Here is a 20212-nt window from a genome sequence, read left to right as displayed (position 1 = left end):
TTGCTGAGAAGCTATTTATCGACTTGCAGAAAACAATATGTATCTGCAAGCCTAGCCCTTGAGTTATTATTCAAAAATCAGCTGCCTGATATATTCATTTCAGATGAGGCTGAATAGTTACCTAATATTTATACTAATTTAGCAAGAATATCGTTAAATGTAGTGCTTGGACGCATCGCTTTAAAGGCTGCATCATCGTTAGGCTGGAAGTAACCGCCTAAATCAACTGCAGGGCCTTGCGCATCGTTAAGTTCACTTACGATTTGCTCTTTATTAGACTCAAGGTCGCTAGCGATTTGAGTAAACTGTGCTTTAAGTTCACTGTCATCATTTTGCTTAGCAAGTTCTTGTGCCCAGAATAAAGATAGGAAGAAATGAGAACCACGGTTATCAATTTCTTTCACTTTACGTGAAGGCGATTTGTTTTCAGCAAGGAACGTACCTGTTGCTTTATCTAGGGTATCAGCAAGTACTTGTGCCTTGTTGTTACCAGCAGTTACGCTTAAGTGCTCAAGTGATGCAGCAAGTGCTAGAAATTCACCTAAAGAATCCCAACGTAAGTGGTTTTCTTTTTCGAACTGTTGAACGTGCTTAGGTGCAGAACCACCCGCGCCAGTTTCAAATAAGCCACCACCGTTCATAAGTGGAACAATTGAAAGCATTTTAGCACTCGTACCCAATTCTAAAATTGGGAATAAATCTGTTAGGTAATCACGTAGTACGTTACCTGTTACAGAAATAGTGTCTTTACCTTCTTTAATACGCGCTAGTGAGAACAATGTTGCTTCAAGCGGTGCTAAAATTTGAATATCTAGGCCAGCTGTATCGTGATCTGGTAGGTATTTATTTACTTTTTTGATTAGCTGCGCATCATGTGCACGGTTTTCGTCTAACCAGAAAATAGCTGGAACGCCTGTTGCGCGTGCACGATTTACTGCAAGCTTAACCCAATCTTGAATTGGTGCGTCTTTAACCTGACACATACGCCAGATATCGCCTTGCTCAACATTGTGCTCAAGTAATGTATTACCATTTGCATCAACAACACGGATAGAACCGTCCGCTTTTGCTTCAAATGTTTTGTCGTGTGAACCGTATTCTTCAGCTTTTTGAGCCATAAGGCCAACGTTTGGAACGCTACCCATTGTTGTTGGATCAAACGCGCCATTTTCTTTACAAAAATCGATAGTTGCTTGGTAAACACTTGAGTAACAACGATCAGGAATTACAAAGCTAGTGTCTTGTAATTTACCATCGTTATTCCACATTTGACCGCTTGAACGGATTGCTGCAGGCATAGATGCATCGATGATCACGTCACTTGGTACGTGTAAGTTTGTAATACCACGGTCAGAATCAACCATAGCAATAGAAGGGCGGTTAGCGTAAACAGCTTGAATATCTGCTTCAATTTCTTCGCGCTTAGCATCGTCTAATGTTTGAATTTTAGAATATACGTCGCCTAAACCATTATTTACATCAACACCTAGCTCTTCAAAAAGCTCACCGTGTTTAGCAAATACATCTTTGTAGAATACTTTTACAGCGTGACCGAAGATGATTGGATCAGATACTTTCATCATTGTCGCTTTCATGTGAAGCGAGAACAAAACACCTTTCTCTTTAGCAGCGTCAATTTCTGCAGCTAAGAAAGCTTGAAGCTTAGAAGCGCTAATGCTTGATGCATCAATAACTTCGCCAGCTAAAAGAGGTGTGCTTTGTTTTAGAACAGTAACGTCACCGTTAGTTGCAACATGTTCAATACGCACATCAGTTGCTGTATCAACAGTTACTGATTTTTCTGAACCGAAGAAATCGCCTTCGCTCATACTTGCAACGTAAGATTGCGAATCTTTGCTCCATGCACCCATTGAATGTGGGTTGTTACGTGCATATTCTTTTACAGAGCCTGGCGCGCGACGATCTGAGTTACCTTCACGTAGTACAGGGTTTACTGCACTGCCTTTAATTTTGTCGTAAGCCGCTTGAATTGCTTTTTCTTCATCATTTTTAGGTTCTACAGGGTATTCTGGAAGAGCGTAACCTTTTGCTTGAAGCTCTTTAATTACAGCGCGAAGCTGTGGTACAGATGCACTGATGTTTGGTAATTTGATGATGTTTGCTTCTGGTGTTTTAGCAAGCTCGCCAAGTTCAGCAAGTGCATCACCGATGCGTTGTTCTTCTGTTAAATAATCAGGGAAGCTAGCAATTACACGACCTGCTAATGAAATGTCGCGAGTTTCAACTTCAACACCGGCCGCATTTGTATATGCTTGGATGATCGGTAGCAACGAATAAGTTGCTAGTGCCGGAGCTTCGTCCGTTTTTGTATAGATAATTTTTGATGTCATCATCATTCCTAGATAGTCGACCGATAAGGTCTTATTCAACAATGCAAAGAAAATCATTACTTATGAGTGAGTACATATTATTAAACAAGTTAATGAACACGTACGCTCGTAATGAATAGTTTGTTAGGTGTTGGTACTCAGCGTTGCTCTTTTATAAAAGCAGAATAGTCACACCTGACGAACTGGAATCGTATTTATAGCTAAAAAATTAACAAAAATAAATCAGCCTTTAGCCTAGTACATATAAAAGAGGCGATAAGGTGTTATGCGCAATTTTTAGCACCAAGAGTGTAACAAGCTTAAATAAAAAGGGCTAGAGTTTGAGCATGCCCAATAAGCAGTTAAACAATCAACTCTTAGAACATTGGGGTATATAAAATAAATTCAAGGAAAAGGGTTGAATTTGAATGAAAAGAGGCAATAAATAAGGGAAGAAGAGATAAGTTAGTATGCTTAAGGAATTAAGCGAGGATCTTAAAAGGTCGCTCGCTTTAGTCGAACAAAACAATCGTCACTCAATAATGTCACCATCTGGGGCAATATTTTTAGCGTGTAGGCCTTTAGGCCCTTGTTCTAATTCGAATGTTACATCTTGACCAGCTTTAAGCGTTTTATAGCCGTCCATTACAATTGTTGAGTAATGAGCGAAGATATCATTCTCGCAGCCGTCTTCTACGATGAAACCAAAACCTTTGGCGTTGTTGAACCATTTAACTTTACCACAAGCCATACTTCTACATCCTTCAATAAGTTGACTAATTTAGTTATTCTAAACCGTATAATTTGCTAGACTGACTAAGGTTTAATCAATCTATGTTTGACTGTAGTTTATTTAGCCAACCAGTCAAGTGTTTTGAGTTATTTTTTAACATTTTATTTATTTTTTATTCAAGTTTGCTTGAGTTACAAAGACAAGACTATATTTAATTATGAGTGGTATGAAAGATTCAGGTGTTATCGACACAGTTCGCGACAGTGAAAAGCAAAAGCTACAGCCGCCGCGAAAATATAAAGTTGTTTTAAATAACGACGACTACACGCCGATGGACTTCGTAATTGAAGTTTTAACGACGTTTTTTAATATGGATAGCGATAGAGCAACCGATGTGATGCTTCAGGTTCATGAAAAAGGTAAGGGTATTTGCGGTGTTTACAGCGCCGATGTTGCCCACACCAAAGTTGAACAAGTTAACCGTTACTCACGGGATAACGAGCATCCACTGCTTTGTAGTTGTGAGCAGGAATAATACCAATTTAATACAATTGGTATAAATACCAATTAGGGTGATCAAACATCCGATTGTTGTGGTATAAATTATTATCTCAGTAAGGGGTTGCCAATGCTAAACAAAGACTTAGAACTCACTTTAAATGCCGCGTTTCGTGAAGCGCGCACTCGCCGTCATGAGTTTATGACCGTAGAGCACCTTTTACTTGCGCTATTAGATAATCCTTCTGCAGGAGAAGCATTAAACGCGTGTGGTGTTAATCTTTCAGGCTTAAAAACCGAATTATTAGAATTTATTGACGAAACAACACCCGTCATCCCCGATTTAGAAGAAGAACGTGAAACTCAGCCAACGCTTGGTTTTCAGCGTGTATTACAACGCGCTGTGTTTCATGTGCAATCGTCAGGAAAAAACGAAGTGACGGGTGTCAATGTCCTGGTTGCTATTTTTTCTGAGCAAGAGAGCCAAGCCGTTTATTTACTTAAAAAGCATGATGTATCGCGCTTAGATATTGTTAACTTTATTTCGCACGGCATTTCAAAAGCTGATGATGAACTAGGCGACGACAGCGATGATATAAATGAAGAAGTGCAAGAAGTTCAAAACGAAGAAGCAAGTAAGCTAGACAGCTTTACAACTAACTTAAACGCTCAGGCTCGTGAAGGTAATATTGACCCACTGATTGGGCGCGACAGCGAAGTAGAGCGTACGGTACAAGTATTGTGTCGTCGTAAAAAGAATAACCCATTACTTGTTGGTGAAGCGGGCGTTGGTAAAACAGCTATTGCTGAAGGTTTAGCGTACCGTATTGTTAACGAGCAAGTACCAGAAGTAATTGCAGATGCAGTTGTGTACTCACTAGATATGGGGGCATTGCTTGCAGGTACTAAATACCGTGGCGATTTTGAAAAGCGCTTTAAAAGCTTATTAAAAGAGCTTCAGGCACAACCTGGGTCTATTTTATTTATTGATGAAATACATACCATAATAGGTGCCGGCGCAGCGTCTGGTGGCGTTATGGATGCTTCAAACTTACTTAAACCACTTCTTTCAAGTGGTAAGTTACGTTGTATGGGTTCAACCACTTACAATGAGTATAAAAATATTTTTGAGAAAGACCGTGCATTAGTACGCCGTTTTCAAAAAATTGATGTACTTGAACCAAGTGTTGCCGATACCACTAAAATTTTAAATGGATTAAAAGAGCGTTACGAAGAGCACCATGGTATTCGCTACACTCAAAAAGCATTAAAAGCAGCTGCTGAACTTAGTGCTAAATACATTAATGAGCGCCACTTGCCAGATAAAGCAATTGATGTAATTGATGAAGCGGGAGCTAACCAACGTTTACAACCTAGTTCTAAACGTAAAAAAACCATTGGTGTGGCTGATATAGAGCTAATAATATCGAAGATGGCACGTATTCCACCACAAAATGTGTCTTCAACAGATAAAGAGACGCTTAAAAATCTAGACCGTAATCTTAAAATGCTGGTGTTTGGACAAGATCAATCTATTGATGCACTTACATCGGCTATTCGTTTATCTCGCTCAGGTTTATCAAGCGAAGAAAAACCAGTGGGTTCGTTCTTGTTTGCAGGCCCAACAGGTGTTGGTAAAACAGAAGTAACTAAGCAACTTGCTAAATGTATGGGTGTTGAGTTTATTCGTTTTGATATGTCTGAGTATGTAGAGCGCCACGCAATCAGCCGACTAATTGGTGCTCCACCAGGATATGTTGGTTTTGAGCAAGGCGGTTTATTAACCGAGGCGGTTATTAAAAACCCACATGCGGTTGTACTTTTAGATGAGATTGAAAAAGCGCATCCAGATATTTACAATATTTTACTACAAGTTATGGATCACGGTACGTTAACCGATAATAACGGTCGTAAAGCTGATTTCAGAAATGTAGTGGTTGTAATGACTACCAATGCGGGCGTACAAGAAACCACGCGTAAGTCGATTGGTTTTACAGAGCAAGATCATACGCACGATGCAATGGGCGAAATTAATAAAGTATTTTCGCCAGAATTTAGAAACCGTTTAGATAACATTATTTGGTTTAATCACCTTGAACGTGAAGTTATTTTACTGGTGGTTGATAAATTTATTGTGGAACTGCAAGCTCAGCTTGATAAAAAATCGGTTAATCTTGAGCTTACGCCTAAAGCGCGTGAATGGCTCGCAGATAAAGGTTATGACAAGGCTATGGGCGCACGACCAATGGCACGTGTTATTCAAGAAGAGCTTAAAAAGCAATTAGCTAATGAAATACTGTTTGGTGAACTTGTTGATGGCGGTACAGTTAAAGTATCGGTTAAGGACAAGAAGATTCGCTTTGATTACGAGAGCAATTTAACGCCAGCGTAAAACGTTAATTACACAACTAAGTTAAATAAAAATGGCCCGCTAAATAATAGCGGGCCATTTTTTTGCCATTTTTATAGCCAACAAAAAACCCAGTAAAAACTGGGTTTTTTGTTTATTAAATGTAATTGCTAGTCAATGTCTATCAATTACATTTAATAAACGCTTAAAGCTAGTAAAACACTAGCCAAAAACTAAATCTCGTTTACGCACTTACTTAGCGAGCACGGAATACGATACGACCCTTTGATAAATCGTAAGGAGTCATTTCTACCGTTACTTTATCGCCGGTTAAAATACGGATATAGTTTTTGCGCATTTTGCCTGAAATGTGAGCCACAACTACGTGACCATTTTCTAGCTCAACTCGGAACATTGTATTTGGTAAAGTATCAAGGACTGTCCCTTGCATTTCGATTACGTCTTCTTTCGCCATGTTTAGCGTAACACCTCTTTAATAGTTAAACGCTGCAGATTTTGCCCAAAATACACCAATAAGTAAAGGCGCAGGGACTATATTTGCAAATTAAATAGCCACCCACTCATCATTGAGCTGTTTTTGAGCTGGTAAAAACTGAGTTTTGTACTTCATTTTATCGCATTCATCAATTTGATAGCCTAAGTACACGTATTGCTTATTTTGCTCTTTTGCAAATTTAAGCTGCTCTAATATCATCACAGAGCCTAAACTATAGTGTTCAAAGTCGGGGTCAAAAAAAGTATAAATTGCAGAAATAGAGCTGTTCATACAATCAGTTACGGCAACTGCGGCTAAAGTATCCTGGTACCATAGTTCAATAAATGTGATTTTGAGCCAACTGCAAAGTAAAAAGCTTTGAAACTGTTCTTTTTCAGGAGGATACATACTTCCATCCTGATGGCGCATCGTTATGTATTTACTATAGAGCGGATAATACTCAGGGCGTTCTTGCGTCGAGTATTTCACTTCAAACTGGTTTTTTGCTTTGTTTAGTTTACGTTTTTGCGATTTTGAAGGGATAAAGTCTTGTGCTAATACACGTACAGAATTACATGCACTGCATATTGGGCAGTGTGGACGATATATTTGGTTACCACTGCGACGAAACCCTAAGCCTAATAATGACTCAAATTTGTCTGTACTGTAGCAACTAGGATCTAGAATAACTAAAAGTTGCTCTTGTCTGTTGGGTAAATAACTACAGTCAAATTCTTGGGTTAAACCAACACGTGCAGGAAGTTGCTCATTCATAGATTGCGTCAAGTTCTTGTGGCTCCCACATAATAGGATTAATAATATAGTTATGTGCAGCTTTTAGTTTAGTCAAAAATGTTGAGCGGGGGATTACTTGTGCACCTAAGGTCATTAAATAAGGGTTTTCTAACTGGCAATCAATAAAATGCGCATTATGACGTTTAAGCCAATTTACCAGTGCCCACATAGCAAGCTTTGAGCAATTGGTTTGATGATGAAACATCGATTCACCACAAAAAACACCATTTTGCATAATACCATATAAGCCACCTGCAAGCTCTCCGTTGCTCCACACTTCTAAGCTATGGGCAATGCCAGCATTGTGTGCATTAACATAAGCGTTGAGCATGTCAGAGGTGATCCAAGTGCCATCGGTATCAAGGCGTTGATCGCGACAAGCTTCTATTACCTCCTCAAAGGCATTATTAATGGTTACTTTTACAGGGTGCTTTTTTAAATGTTTACGCAGGCTCTTACTTATATGAAAATCATCCAGTTCAAAAATCCCGCGTTCGCTCGGCGACCACCACATAATAGGCTCATCTTCGCTAAACCAAGGGAATATTCCGCTTTTGTAGGCATTACTTAGGCGAGGTAAACTTAAATCTCCGCCAATTGCTAACAAGCCATCAGGGGATTCTAATGCGTATTCCGGATTGGGGAATGCTATATCGGTTTCACTTAATTGGTATAGCTGATTTCTCATACAGTACTTATTTTATAATTGATCGTAAAAGTGTAACTATATTTTAGACATAAAAAAAGGGCTGAATAATCAGCCCTATTATAATTTATTTAATTGCTTATAAATTATCTAAGAAACGCTCTGCATCAAGGGCAGCCATACAGCCTGTACCCGCTGATGTGATTGCTTGACGGTAAATGTGGTCAGACACATCACCTGCAGCAAAAACGCCCTCTACACTTGTTTGAGTTGCGTTACCATTCAATCCAGACTCTACAACTAAGTAGCCGTCTTTCATTTCTAGTTGACCAACAAACATATCTGTATTTGGCTTATGACCAATAGCAATAAATACACCGGCTAAATCTAGCTCTTCTGTTGCATCAGACTGTGCATCTTTAATACGAATGCCAGTTACGCCCATTTGGTCGCCTAATACTTCGTCAAGCGTACGGTTGTAATGTAAAACAACGTTACCGTTAGCTGCTTTTTCAGCTAGGCGATCTGCAAGTATTTTTTCACTACGGAAACTATCACGGCGGTGAATAACATGTACTTCGTCAGCAATGTTAGATAAGTATAGCGCTTCTTCAACCGCTGTATTACCACCACCAACAACCGCTACTTTCTGACCTTTATAGAAAAAGCCATCACATGTAGCACAGGCTGAAACGCCACGGCCTTGGAAATTAGTTTCAGACTCTAAGCCTAAGTATTTAGCAGAAGCACCTGTTGCAATGATTAACGCATCACATGTGTAAGTACCTTGGTCGCCAGTTAGTGTGAAAGGGCGCTTAGATACATCTACTTTATTGATGTGATCGAATATGATTTCAGTTTCAAAGCGCTCAGCGTGCTCTTTCATACGATCCATTAATGCAGGGCCCGTTAAGCCGTGTGCATCACCAGGCCAGTTCTCAACTTCAGTCGTGGTTGTTAATTGACCACCTTGTTGAATGCCTGTAATTAAAACAGGGTTTAAATTTGCACGTGCTGCATATACTGCGGCAGTATAACCAGCTGGGCCAGAGCCTAAAATTAGTAGCTTACAATGTTTTGCTTCAGTCATTATTTTTTCCTAAACGTTTAATACGGTCTTTAATGCGCTCGATTCTAAGAAAATCAAGGCGGATGTAAACAAAATCCGCGATTATTTTTTTTCGCAAATCGAAAAGCTGTGCAGTATTGTGTACTAGAGCTCAGTACTTTTACAGTTAAAACACCTAAGTAGCTCAATAAATAGACTAACAGGCAACAAAACAGCGTTAATTCATGACCCCTTTGATTTTTTTTGTTATGTTTTACCTAATTTTATTTGTCACTGATAGATTATGTGACCTAAGCAAATAGGCAACTATGTTATTTTGGCAGGAAAAACCCGCATTCGGGTTGACTTCAAAAGACGTTAACGTCTTAACCAATGCGCAAGATTACCGAACGCAATTGCTACGTTTGATCGCTAATGCAAAAAAACGAATTTATATCACAGCGCTTTATTTACAGGATGACGAAGCAGGCCGCGAGATTTTAGAAGCCCTGCATCGAGTATCATTAGAGAACCCTGCGCTTGATGTAAAAGTGCTGGTGGATTTTCATCGTGCGCAACGTGGTTTAATTGGTGCAGAGAAGTCTGATGGTAACGCAAGTTTATACTGTGACGATTTAGAAAAGTTTAAATCGAACGTACAAGTTTATGGCGTACCTGTAAAAGCTAAAGAATTATTCGGCGTATTACATTTAAAGGGTTTTGTCATTGACGATACCTTACTTTACAGCGGCGCAAGCTTAAACAACGTGTATTTGCAGTATAACGAGCGTTACAGACTCGATCGTTACTTTTTAATAACGCAGAGCGAACTGTGTGACTCAGTGGTTGATTTTATTGAGACAAAGCTAATTAGCTCCGTTGCTGTGCCACGCATAGACACACGACCGCTTAAGCGTTTACACGACTTCAAGCTTGATCAAAAGCAATTAATGCGTGATTTAAAAGTTGCAAGTTACAACGCAGCAGAGCAACTGAATACGCAAGCATTAGGTATTCGTTTGTTTTTAGGGCTTGGTCGTCGTAATAACGAATTAAATCGTTTAATAAAAGCGTTATTTGATACCACAGAGCAAGAGCTTGTGTTGTATACGCCATACTTTAATTTTCCGGCGCCACTTATGCGATCACTGCGCCGATTATTAAAGCAAGGCAAGCAAGTGACTATTGTGGTAGGGGATAAAACAGCAAATGACTTTTATTTACCGCCAAGCGAGCCGTTTAGTAAAATAGGGGCATTACCTTATTTATACGAAACTATTTTGCATAAGTTTGTAAAAACGCAAAAACGCCACATCGATAACGGTAATTTAAATGTGTATCTGTGGAAAGATGAAAGTAATTCGTTTCATTTAAAAGGTATTTGTTCAGATAGAACAAAACATTTACTGAGTGGGCATAACTTAAATCCGCGTGCATGGGGTCTTGATATCGAAAACGGTATTTTAATAGAAGATCCAGAGCAAACAATTATGGATGCTATTGATAACGAAAAGCAGGAAATTTTACATCACTGCCGCCGTTTAAAAGGCCCAGATGATTTAGAAACCATGGATGATTACCCGCAGCCAGTTAAAAAACTACTTGGCCAAGCTAAGCGCGTAAAAGTAGATTTTATAATTAAGCGTTTCATATAAATTTACTTTAAATCAGACATAAAAAAAGCAGCTAATTAGCTGCTTTTTTTATGTGTTGTAGTTAAGTTACTATATTATTTAATACCAACCTAACTACGAAACGCTAAATTATGCGTTTTCTACCGCTGTGCGTGGGTCAACATATTCCATGTTGAACGCTTCAGCTACTTCTTTGTAAGTTACTTGGCCTTTAATTACGTTTAAGCCTTTTAAGAAGTGAGCGTCATCTAGTAGCGCCTTTTTATAACCTTTGTTTGCAAGGTTAATGATGAAAGGCAATGTTGCATTGTTAAGTGCAAACGTAGATGTGCGTGGAACAGCACCTGGCATGTTAGCAACACAGTAGTGAACAACTTCATCAACGATGAAAGTTGGATCAGCATGCGTCGTTGCTTTAGAAGTAGCAATACAGCCACCTTGGTCGATTGCAACGTCAACAATTGCAGAACCAGGTTTCATTGCTTTAATGTGCTCAGCAGTTACTAGTTTAGGTGCAGCTGCACCAGGGATCAGTACACCACCGATTACTAAATCAGCTTCTAGTACGTGTTTTTCTAGTGCATCAGCAGTTGAGTAAATAGCTTTAACTTTATTACCAAATTGCGCGTCTAGTGCACGTAATACATCGATGTTACGATCAAGAACGACAACTTCAGCACCAAGACCAACAGCCATTTGCGCTGCGCTACGACCAACCATGCCGCCGCCAATTACAACAACTTTAGCAGCTTCAACGCCTGGTACGCCACCTAGTAGCATGCCACGACCGTGGTTAGATTTTTCTAGCGCTTGTGCACCAGCTTGAATAGACATACGACCAGCAACTTCGCTCATAGGAGCAAGAAGCGGTAAACCACCGCGTGAGTCAGTTACAGTTTCGTATGCAATACAAATAGCTTTGCTTTTTACAAGGTCTTCAGTTTGTGGAAGATCAGGTGCAAGGTGTAAGTAAGTGAAAAGAATTTGGTCTTCACGTAGCATTGCACGTTCAACAGCTTGCGGCTCTTTTACTTTTACAATCATGTCTGCTTTAGCAAAAACATCAGCAGCAGTTGCTAAAATTTCAGCACCCGCTTGTGTGTAATCTTCGTTAGTAAAACCAATGCCCATGCCTGCATCAGTTTCTACAATCACTTGGTGACCGTGGTTTACTAATTCACGAACACTTGCAGGAACCATACCTACACGGTATTCATGGTTTTTAATTTCTTTAGGAACACCAATAATCATATCATTTGCCTTATTAAGAACGGATTAACATTTTCCACTATTATATTCATCATAAGCCCGTGTGTCTCACCTTTTTTAAACTCAAATCTAGTGTTATCATCTAGATAATAAAAATAAACAGCATAAAAAACTTGTTGGTACTATGCATCAATTATTAGATAGAATTGACCGTAAAATTTTAATGGAATTACAACACGATGGACGCTTGTCGAATGTAGAACTGGCCAGACGAGTTGGCCTAAGCGCCACGCCCTGCTTGGAGCGAGTAAAAAAGCTAGAACGAGAAGGTTACATACTTGGCTATAAAGCGGTGGTCGATCCCGCTAAACTTGGGCAAGGTTTATCTGTGTATGTAGAAGTAACGATTACTAAAACATCTCCCGACGTATTTGATGAGTTTAGTGCTGCGGTTAAAAAGCACGAAGAAATTATCGAATGTCATTTAGTATCGGGTAATTTTGATTTTTTACTTAAAACGCGCGTAAATGATATGTCAGAATACCGTGGCGTATTAGGCGACATACTATTGAAACTGCCAAATGTAAGTGAAAGCCGAACTTATGTAGTAATGGAAGAAGTAAAAGGTGAAGAAGGCGTAATTATTCGTCCTTATATTACTTAAGGTTATTTATATTAGCTGCGTCATTTGCTTATATAAGCTCAAATTATAAAAACTTGTTCATAATCAGGCCATCAAGGTTAAGATAAAGTGCAACAAATTGCATTTCCTGCTAAGGTATTTCACTGCTAAGTAAGTGTGAATAAAAATAGAATAATAAAGAGGAATAGGGAACTATGCGCCTAAACGGTGTGCAAAGACTATTAGAAACAGGGCTGATTATCAGTACCTTTACGGCAATATTTATTTTATGTGCCTTGATCAGCTTTGATCCAGCAGATGCTGCATGGTCGCAAACTAGTTTTAGCGAAGTAAGCAACATCACAGGAGCAGCCGGTGCATGGATAGCCGACATTTTATTACTCACCTTTGGTTGGTTGGCTTACTTAGTGCCTGCGGCCATTCAGCTATTTGGCTACTTGCTATTTAAACAACCTCACCGCATTTTACAGCTTGATTACACTACCTTAGCGCTGCGAGTTATTGGTTTTGCTTTATTTATTACCTCAGCTACCGCTATTAGTAGTATTAATTTCGACGATATTTATAACTTTTCATCGGGTGGGGTAGTGGGCGATGTTATTGCATCAGCCATGATGCCTGCGTTTAACTTTACCGGTACATCTATATTATTGCTGTGTTTCTTTTTTGCAGGGCTTACCTTATTGACGGGAGTATCGTGGGTTGATTTTGTAGATTACCTTGGCGATTTAATGGTTAGGCTTTATCGCTATGTTGTATCGTATGCAAAAGGCTGGATGCACCGAGAACACACTGCAGGTAAAGTAAATAATAACGATGAAGCAGACGCCCATTTTGAAGACGATATAAAAGAGCAAATAGAGCTGCCTACATCAGCTAAAAAAGCAGATAAACAAAAAGCAATAGATAAGCCTCAAACACCATTTAGTGAACCACAAATTAGTGATGACTTTATGCCGTTTGATGAACTTGACGATATACTCGATCAAGAAATTGGCTTTAGCGCAATAGATGACGAACCAATGGACACGGCTGCTGCATTAAATGCGCTTGATCAAAGCCCAGTTGTGGAGCCTGAAAAACCAGTTACAACGGTGGTATCGCCAGCAAGACCAATGCCTAAACCAAAAGCGCAATATCAACCACCGCCAACGGCAAAAGAAAAGTTTGAGCAATTATTAACGCAAGAGCCACCACCAGGGCCATTACCATCGCTCGATTTACTCGACAGACCGGATAAAGCTAAAAACCCAATTTCGCAAGAAGAGCTTGATAGCGTATCGCGCCTAGTAGAGACAAAACTTCTCGACTTCAATGTACAAGCAACCGTAGTAGCGGTATACCCAGGCCCCGTTGTTACGCGTTTTGAGCTAGATTTAGCGCCAGGTATAAAGGTGTCTAAAATCACAGGCTTAGCTAAAGATTTGGCCCGTTCGCTTTCGGCAATTAGTGTACGTGTTGTAGAAGTTATTCCAGGTAAAACCTATGTTGGTATTGAGCTTCCAAATAAACACCGTGAAATAGTGCGTTTATCAGAAGTTATAAACGCCCCTAAATTTGAGCAAAATCCGTCGCCACTTACCATGGTGCTTGGTAAAGACATTGCTGGTCAGCCGGTTTGTGCTGACTTAGGTAAAATGCCACATTTATTGGTAGCCGGTACAACTGGTTCAGGTAAATCAGTGGGCGTTAATGTCATGATAGTAAGCTTGCTTTACAAATCGGGTCCTGACGATGTACGTATGATCATGATTGACCCTAAAATGCTTGAGCTTTCAGTATACGAAGGCATTCCGCATTTATTGTGTGAAGTAGTTACCGATATGAAAGAAGCTGCCAACGCACTGCGTTGGTGTGTAGGCGAAATGGAACGTCGTTATAAATTAATGTCAGCATTGGGTGTGCGTAACTTAAAAGGTTACAACCAAAAAGTGCTTGAAGCCAATGAAGCGGGTTACCCAATTCTTGATCCATTATTTAAAGACACCGATGGCATGAAAGAAGGCCCCGACGAGCTAGGTAAATTACCAAGTATTGTTGTAGTAATAGACGAATTTGCCGACATGATGATGATTGTAGGTAAAAAAGTAGAAGAACTTATTGCACGTATTGCTCAAAAAGCACGTGCGGCAGGAATTCACTTAGTGCTTGCTACGCAGCGCCCGTCGGTTGATGTAATTACCGGCTTAATTAAAGCTAATATTCCAACACGTATGGCGTTTCAGGTATCAAGCAAAATAGATTCACGGACAATACTTGACCAACAAGGTGCAGAAAACTTACTAGGCATGGGCGACATGCTTTATTTACCGCCAGGCACTAGCGTACCAGAGCGTGTGCATGGCGCGTTTGTAGACGACCATGAAGTACACGCCGTAGTAAACGATTGGAAAGCACGTGCTAAACCAAATTACATTGACGAAATACTCAATGGCGATGCCACTGAAGATATTTTATTACCGGGTGAAGCTAGCGAAAATGCAGATGAAGAATCTGATCCGTTATACGACGAAGCTGTGTCGTTTGTAATTGAAACCGGCAAAGTATCTGTATCGTCAGTGCAACGTAAATTACGTGTTGGCTACAACCGCGCAGCACGTTTAGTAGAACAAATGGAAACATCGGGTATCGTGAGTTCACCAGGTCATAACGGCGCTCGCGATGTATTAGTACCTAATGGAGCAAATTCATGAAAAAAGTTAACGCCTTATTATTAGTGTTAGGCAGCGTACTTGCCGCACCAAGCTTTGCTGACGACAGCCAAGCATTACAAGACAGACTTGCCACTTTAAAAAGCTTTAAAGCGCAGTTTGCACAACAAGTAACAGACAAAGAAGGCCAAGCAGTTATGCAAGGCGAGGGCACAATAGCGCTCCAACAGCCTATGATGATTCGCTGGCAGCAAACTAATCCAGACGATACGTTATTTGTATCAAACGGTGATAAAACCTATTACTTCGACAGCTTTGCTGAGCAAGTAACGATTATGAAAACCAGCAGCCTAATCGATTCAACACCATTTGTGCTACTGACATCAAAAGACCCAGCACAGTGGGAAAAATACAGCGTACTTGCAACAAGTACAGGCTTTAGCGTAACGCCAAATAAAGGCGTAGAAAGCCAAGTAGAACAACTTGATATAGCATTTGCGGGTAACGAGCAAGGGCTTGCTAAACTAGTGGTTACCGACAACTCAGGGCAGCTATCGTCATTTACGTTTAACAATGCCCAAGTTAATATGCCGCTTGATCAAAGCACTTTTGAATTTACGCCTCCTGAAGGTGTTGAAATAGACGATCAGAGTAACGGTGAGTAATTTAGGTTTTAATTTTGGGCCCGATGTACGCCCACTTGCCGCGCGTATGCGCCCTACAACACTTGATGAATACATTGGTCAGCAGCACTTATTAAGTGCTGATAAACCACTGCATCAAGCCATTGTCGCGGGGCGATGCCATAGTTTAATTTTATGGGGTCCGCCTGGTGTGGGTAAAACAACACTTGCGCAAATTATTGCCAACCATGCTGATGCCTCACTTATTCAAATGTCGGCGGTAACTGCAGGTGTAAAAGATATACGCGACAGCGTAACGCAAGCGCGGGACAACCTAGAAAGCCGTGGCCAACGCACCCTTATGTTTGTTGACGAAGTTCATCGCTTTAATAAATCCCAACAAGATGCCTTTTTACCGCACATAGAAGACGGCACCTTTATATTTGTAGGTGCAACCACCGAAAACCCATCGTTTGCCCTTAACAACGCTATATTGTCGCGTGCGCGCGTGTATGTTTTAAAATCGCTTGCCGATACCGACTTATACACCGTAATAGAGCGCGCACTTAAACAAGACGAGCAGCTAAGCCAAAAACACATCACTATTGCCGACAACGCTAAAAAGGCACTGTGCCAAGCAAGTGGCGGCGATGCGCGTAAAGTACTTAATTTACTTGAACAAGCAGTTGACTTAACAACCGAGAAAAACGGTCAATACAACGTAGATGAGCACGTACTTAGCCAAGTGCTACCAACACATTTAGCTAAATACGATAAAGGCGGCGATGAGTTTTACGATTTAATATCGGCCTTTCATAAATCAGTACGAGGTAGCTCCCCCGACGGCGCACTGTATTGGTATTGCCGAATTTTAGCCGGTGGCGGCGACCCATTGTATGTGGCAAGGCGTTTACTTGCCATAGCTACAGAAGACATTGGTAACGCCGATCCGCGTGCAATGGAAGTAGCCTTAAATGCGTGGGATATATTTCAACGTGTTGGCCCAAGCGAGGGCGAGCGTGCAATTGCACAAGCCACTCTATATTTAGCCAGCGCACCTAAAAGTAATGCGGTGTATATGGCGTTTAATCAAGCAAAAACAGATGCCAAAAACGAGCCAAGTTACCCAGTGCCGGAGCATTTACGTAATGCGCCAACCAACTTAATGAAAGACTTAGGGTATGGCGCCGAGTACCGTTATGCGCACAATGAAGAAGGCGCATTTGCCGCAGGTGAAAAATATTTACCACCAGAAATGGACGGTAAAGAATATTACTTACCGAGCGAGCGCGGACTTGAACAAAAAATTAAACAAAAACTCGATTACCTAAAAGAGCGCGATGCGCAAAGCCCACTTAAACGATACGAAAATGATTAAACTTTATATGATGATCGCCCTTGGCGGAGCCTCAGGTGCGTGTTTACGGTTTTTTATTAGTGAAAGCATGCTAAAACTCCTCGGTAGGGGATTCCCTTTTGGCACGTTGACGGTTAATATTCTGGGTTCATTGTTAATGGGCATTTTGTACGGTTTGATAGATAAAGAAATTATCACCGCAAGCCCCGCCAAAACCCTTATCGGTATTGGCTTTTTAGGTGCATTAACCACCTTTTCAACATTCTCAATGGACTCGTTGTTGTTATTACAACAAGGTCACTTTATTAAAATGGCCCTCAATATCATCTTAAACGTGATGGTGTGTATTTTTATGGCTTGGCTGGGCCTTCAGCTAGTAATGCAAAAAGGTTAAAAAACTAACATGTTAGATTCTAAATTTTTACGTCAAGACATCGAACAAACTGCAGCACGTTTAGCGGCGCGCGGTTACGAACTCGATGTAGCGACGGTAACGGCACTTGAAGAAAAACGCAAAACATTACAAGTAAAAACGCAAGAACTTCAAAGTCAACGTAATGCAAGCGCAAAAGCAATTGGTCAAGCCAAAGCAAAAGGCGAAGACGCACAGCCATTACTTGATGCAGTGGCTAACTTAGGCAGTGAGCTAGACGCAGCTAAAACTGAGCAAGATGAAGTATTAGCCGCGATTAACGACATTGCGTTAGCAATTCCAAACTTGCCAGACGAGTCAGTACCCGCCGGTAAAGACGAAGACGACAACGTTGAAATTTTAACGTGGGGCACACCTAAAAAATTCGATTTTGAAGTTAAAGACCACGTAGATGTAGGCCAAGACCTAAACGGTTTAGACTTTGAAATGGGCGTTAAAATTAGTGGCGCACGCTTTACCGTAATGCGCGGCCAAGTAGCGCGTATGCACCGTGCACTAACGCAATTTATGTTAGATACACACGCTGATAAAAACGGCTACACAGAAATGTATGTACCGTACCTAGTAAATAGCGCAAGCCTTTATGGCACCAGCCAACTACCTAAATTTGCGGGCGATTTGTTCCACACATTAGGCCTTGTAAATGACGACGGCGAACAACAAGCCGGCTTTAGCTTAATTCCTACTGCTGAAGTACCGCTTACAAATAGCGCCCGCGACGAAATTTACGATGAAAGCGATTTACCAATTCGCTTAGTTGCCCACACTCCGTGTTTCAGAAGTGAAGCAGGCAGCTATGGTCGCGATACACGTGGCTTAATTCGTCAACACCAGTTTGATAAAGTTGAACTTGTACAACTTGTAAAACCAGAAGACTCAATGGCAACGCTTGAAGAGTTAACAGGTCACGCAGAGCAAATACTACAAGCACTTGAGCTTCCGTACCGTAAAGTAATTTTATGTATGGGCGACATGGGCTTTGGCTCAGCTAAAACATACGATTTAGAAGTATGGTTACCTGCGCAAGACACATACCGCGAAATTTCATCATGTTCAAACATGGCTGACTTTCAGGCGCGTAGAATGCAAGCACGTTTTCGCCGTGAAGGTGTTAAAAAGCCAGAGTTACTACATACACTAAATGGTTCAGGCTTAGCCGTTGGCCGTACACTAGTAGCCATTCTAGAAAACTACCAACAAGCCGATGGCACAGTTGTAGTACCAGAAGTATTACGCCCATACATGGGTGGACTTGAAGTGATTGGTAAACAATAAAAATCAAGTTTAAGTTAAGCAAGTTTTAAGCTTGTAAATCTTAATACGAAAGCCGCTGTTTGTAATAAACAGCGGCTTTTTTTTTTAGGTTAAAGGCAAAAGCTTAGAGAAAAATTTAAGTTATCTTATTAATAATATCGCTTACACCTATTTTATGGCTCATTACTTTTTTGTCCGATATTACTGATCTCTACCATTTTGGGGTATTTCTACATCAAGGAAACTTAAATATCGGCTAACTAGTTGTTTACAAGTCCTTATTAGCTGGTTAAATTAGAATCTTTGTAATATTTGGACATTTGTCGGTTTATAAAGCGACAAATGTCGGATACAAAATTGTTATATGCCTAAAATAGTCATTAGTATAATATCTAACATGGTACATCTTTTGCTTTAATATCAAATATCTATTAATGCACGAGGAGTTTAATATGAATATTTCAAATGTAGGGCAAAACTATTCCATTACGACAGCATCTAGCGGCAATAAAATGCCGACTGAATCTATTGCTGTAGAAAAAAACATAAACCAAAATAATTCACAACCTACAAAGATTGATATGAGAAACATATCAATTGATGAAATTAATACATTAATTAAATCAGGGGAAAGTGCTTTACTTGATGTGGTGCCATTTATACCATTAAATGTTCTTGAACAATATAATAATGATCCCGAAAAAATAGGTAAAATCAAAGTAGACTTAATTGGGCAAGTTGAAAAATCTATAGATTTTAAAAAAAGCATTGGTGAGAATACTGACTTTTTATCAGGTGTTTTAAATAAATTTAAAGATCTTGACGGTAAACAGCTAAATGGAAAGGTTGATATCTTAGCATAATACGGCATCTAACAAGCAAATAAACTAGGACAAAAAACAGTTGGCTTTTTGCTCCTTCGTCGCCATTTTAGCCAACAATTTTTTGCCTGTTATTTGGGCGTTGAGGCTGTAGAATTACTCTTTTTAGGAACGTATCTTACTATTTCGAATTGATTGCTTTTTAACCTTGAACCCATCCGTTCGCTGTGATCTAATAGATATTATTCACCCACGGTAAATCGTTATGGCCAACTACAAGCCTGACTTATCCTGTCAAAATAAATTCATTCCTATCAATTTTGCTGAGCAAATTTTGCCTGGCACATTTGAATATGCTCTTTGTTATATTGTCGAAAACAAGCTCGATTTATCGGGCTTTGACGCGTGGTATAACAACGACAAAACGGGCGCGGCGGCGTATCCGCCATCGGTGATGTTAAAGATTATTTTACTGGGTTATGCACATGGATTAATTAGTAGCCGTCGGATTGCAAAGGCTTGCGAGCATAATATTTTATTTATGAGTGTATCGGGGGATATCCAGCCGCATTACACATCTATAGCGGGTTTTGTGGCTAAAATGCATGAACAGATTGAGCCGCTTTTTACGCAAGTGCTGATGATATGTGATGAGGAAGGCTTGATAGGCCGCAACATGTTTGCCATTGAT

General features: G+C 40.2%; 18 protein-coding genes. 11 read left to right on the top strand and 7 right to left on the bottom strand.

From position 1 onward, the window contains the following. Positions 1–128: 128 nt before the first annotated feature. Complete coding sequence (locus tag I6F10_RS18650) at positions 129–2351, bottom strand: NADP-dependent isocitrate dehydrogenase (protein WP_165743791.1); 2223 nt, start codon at positions 2349–2351, stop codon at positions 129–131. Positions 2352–2862: 511 nt separating this feature from the next. After that, positions 2863–3081 carry a cold shock domain-containing protein CspD gene (cspD, locus tag I6F10_RS18645; RefSeq protein WP_002962500.1) on the bottom strand — a complete coding sequence of 73 codons (219 nt, stop codon included), beginning with the start codon at positions 3079–3081 and terminating at the stop codon, positions 2863–2865. Between the two features lie 208 nt (positions 3082–3289). Between cspD and clpS the strand changes: the two genes are divergently transcribed. After that, entirely contained in the window at positions 3290–3598 is a 309-nt protein-coding gene (clpS, locus tag I6F10_RS18640; protein WP_002962498.1) for an ATP-dependent Clp protease adapter ClpS, read from the top strand. A 93-nt stretch (positions 3599–3691) separates the two neighbouring features. Next, complete coding sequence (clpA, locus tag I6F10_RS18635) at positions 3692–5953, top strand: ATP-dependent Clp protease ATP-binding subunit ClpA (protein WP_165743790.1); 2262 nt, start codon at positions 3692–3694, stop codon at positions 5951–5953. Between the two features lie 214 nt (positions 5954–6167). Here the strand turns inward: clpA and infA are convergent, their stop codons facing one another. The 4 genes from infA to trxB form a co-directional block, all read right to left on the bottom strand. Further along, on the bottom strand, positions 6168–6386 hold the full coding sequence (gene infA, locus I6F10_RS18630) for a translation initiation factor IF-1 (protein ID WP_002962494.1): 219 nt from the start codon (positions 6384–6386) through the stop codon (positions 6168–6170). Between the two features lie 90 nt (positions 6387–6476). Next, positions 6477–7181 carry an arginyltransferase gene (locus I6F10_RS18625; RefSeq protein WP_165743817.1) on the bottom strand — a complete coding sequence of 235 codons (705 nt, stop codon included), beginning with the start codon at positions 7179–7181 and terminating at the stop codon, positions 6477–6479. Continuing rightward, a complete protein-coding gene (gene aat / locus I6F10_RS18620; RefSeq protein WP_024595507.1) occupies positions 7174–7890 on the bottom strand; it encodes a leucyl/phenylalanyl-tRNA--protein transferase in 717 nt (238 codons plus the stop codon). The genes I6F10_RS18625 and aat overlap by 8 nt, the downstream gene beginning before the upstream one ends. A gap of 97 nt (positions 7891–7987) precedes the next feature. Continuing rightward, a complete protein-coding gene (gene trxB / locus I6F10_RS18615) occupies positions 7988–8938 on the bottom strand; it encodes a thioredoxin-disulfide reductase (RefSeq protein ID WP_024595506.1) in 951 nt (316 codons plus the stop codon). Between the two features lie 287 nt (positions 8939–9225). Here trxB and pssA point away from each other — a divergent pair, with 287 nt between their 5' ends. Then, positions 9226–10551 carry a CDP-diacylglycerol--serine O-phosphatidyltransferase gene (gene pssA / locus I6F10_RS18610; protein ID WP_165743789.1) on the top strand — a complete coding sequence of 442 codons (1326 nt, stop codon included), beginning with the start codon at positions 9226–9228 and terminating at the stop codon, positions 10549–10551. A gap of 108 nt (positions 10552–10659) precedes the next feature. Here pssA and ald read toward each other — a convergent pair whose 3' ends face one another. Continuing rightward, positions 10660–11781 carry an alanine dehydrogenase gene (gene ald / locus I6F10_RS18605; protein WP_002962982.1) on the bottom strand — a complete coding sequence of 374 codons (1122 nt, stop codon included), beginning with the start codon at positions 11779–11781 and terminating at the stop codon, positions 10660–10662. Between the two features lie 142 nt (positions 11782–11923). On the opposite strand from ald, the gene lrp reads away from it, so the two are divergent. The 8 genes from lrp to I6F10_RS18565 all read left to right on the top strand — a co-directional run. Beyond that, entirely contained in the window at positions 11924–12403 is a 480-nt protein-coding gene (gene lrp, locus I6F10_RS18600; protein ID WP_007582985.1) for a leucine-responsive transcriptional regulator Lrp, read from the top strand. Positions 12404–12576: 173 nt separating this feature from the next. Beyond that, the gene (locus I6F10_RS18595) at positions 12577–15075 is read left to right on the top strand and encodes a DNA translocase FtsK (protein WP_024595504.1); all 2499 of its coding nucleotides are present in this window, start codon (positions 12577–12579) and stop codon (positions 15073–15075) included. Further along, complete coding sequence (lolA, locus tag I6F10_RS18590; protein ID WP_165743788.1) at positions 15072–15698, top strand: outer membrane lipoprotein chaperone LolA; 627 nt, start codon at positions 15072–15074, stop codon at positions 15696–15698. The genes I6F10_RS18595 and lolA overlap by 4 nt, the downstream gene beginning before the upstream one ends. Further along, complete coding sequence (locus tag I6F10_RS18585) at positions 15691–17034, top strand: replication-associated recombination protein A (RefSeq protein WP_165743787.1); 1344 nt, start codon at positions 15691–15693, stop codon at positions 17032–17034. The genes lolA and I6F10_RS18585 overlap by 8 nt, the downstream gene beginning before the upstream one ends. Continuing rightward, a complete protein-coding gene (gene crcB, locus I6F10_RS18580; protein WP_021032117.1) occupies positions 17027–17407 on the top strand; it encodes a fluoride efflux transporter CrcB in 381 nt (126 codons plus the stop codon). The genes I6F10_RS18585 and crcB overlap by 8 nt, the downstream gene beginning before the upstream one ends. Positions 17408–17416: 9 nt before the next feature. Then, complete coding sequence (gene serS, locus I6F10_RS18575; protein ID WP_002962971.1) at positions 17417–18721, top strand: serine--tRNA ligase; 1305 nt, start codon at positions 17417–17419, stop codon at positions 18719–18721. Between the two features lie 431 nt (positions 18722–19152). Continuing rightward, positions 19153–19563, top strand: coding sequence for a hypothetical protein (locus I6F10_RS18570; RefSeq protein WP_002961863.1), 411 nt, complete (start codon positions 19153–19155; stop codon positions 19561–19563). Positions 19564–19786: 223 nt separating this feature from the next. Further along, a partial coding sequence (locus I6F10_RS18565) for a transposase (protein WP_197099235.1) occupies positions 19787–20212 on the top strand: 426 nt, incomplete at its 3' end.

The organism is Pseudoalteromonas sp. SWYJZ98 (genome assembly GCF_015864495.1).
GTDB classification, from domain to species: domain Bacteria; phylum Pseudomonadota; class Gammaproteobacteria; order Enterobacterales; family Alteromonadaceae; genus Pseudoalteromonas; species Pseudoalteromonas distincta.
This window is presented reverse-complemented; position numbering and strand designations above follow the sequence as displayed.